The sequence below is a fragment of the Bacteroides sp. AF25-5LB genome, from assembly GCF_003602965.1.
Lineage (GTDB): Bacteria > Bacteroidota > Bacteroidia > Bacteroidales > Bacteroidaceae > Bacteroides > Bacteroides uniformis.
This window is the reverse complement of record NZ_QTMC01000052.1, coordinates 1-591: the sequence shown is the minus strand read 5'-3', so window position 1 is coordinate 591 and position 591 is coordinate 1. Positions and strand designations below refer to the sequence as shown.

Here is a 591-nt window from a genome sequence, read left to right as displayed (position 1 = left end):
GATGAACAAGAATTTCATGTACGGCATAGGAGCCGTAAAGTATAAGGATTTCACAATCGGGTATATTGAAAAGAACTCGTTTGACCTGGGCGGCAAGAAACCCGAGGCCGCGAAGATCGAGGCCGAACAGGTGCAGGGTGCCCCGGTGCTGGTCATCCCACAGAGTAACGGCGGCATCGCCCCGACGTTCAATGTGATCCAGATGAACTATTCGAACCTGCACAAACTGCTTGGCGGCAGCCTGCATTATAAGAAAGAAGATTTGGAAAAGAAAACTCCGATCGGTTGGACAGCCCCGTCGGAGGTGCTTGTCATGCAGGGACCATGGGAACTCTCCCTCGTGTCCGGACAGAGCGTACTGATTCCCAACGCCACGCTGCTTTCCAATCCTGCAGGCAAGCTGACCCTTACAGAAACCTCCAAGATAGAGGTTACGCTCGAAGTGGCGATGCCGGAGGACGGTTCGCAGCCTTACGGCGTGTTCGATACGGAAGCAATACCGGACGAGTGGGGGCAGTACAAGCTGCCGCCGGCGGAAGCCGCGGCTGCAGCATCGCTCCAAAGTGAGGAGGGCTAACGTATGGCTGACCG

The 591-nt window shown here is 55.7% G+C and carries 1 protein-coding gene; it reads left to right on the top strand.

The window, feature by feature from the left end:
- The first annotated feature begins 1 nt into the window (after nt 1).
- Nucleotides 2-577 carry a hypothetical protein gene (locus tag DWY57_RS20680; protein ID WP_008620860.1) on the top strand — a complete coding sequence of 192 codons (576 nt, stop codon included), beginning with the start codon at nt 2-4 and terminating at the stop codon, nt 575-577.
- Nucleotides 578-591: the final 14 nt, after the last annotated feature.

Excerpts from the sequence above, each read along its gene's own strand:
- DWY57_RS20680 (WP_008620860.1), top strand. The coding sequence starts at position 2 with ATGAACAAGAATTTCATGTACGGCATAGGAGCCGTAAAGTATAAGGAT.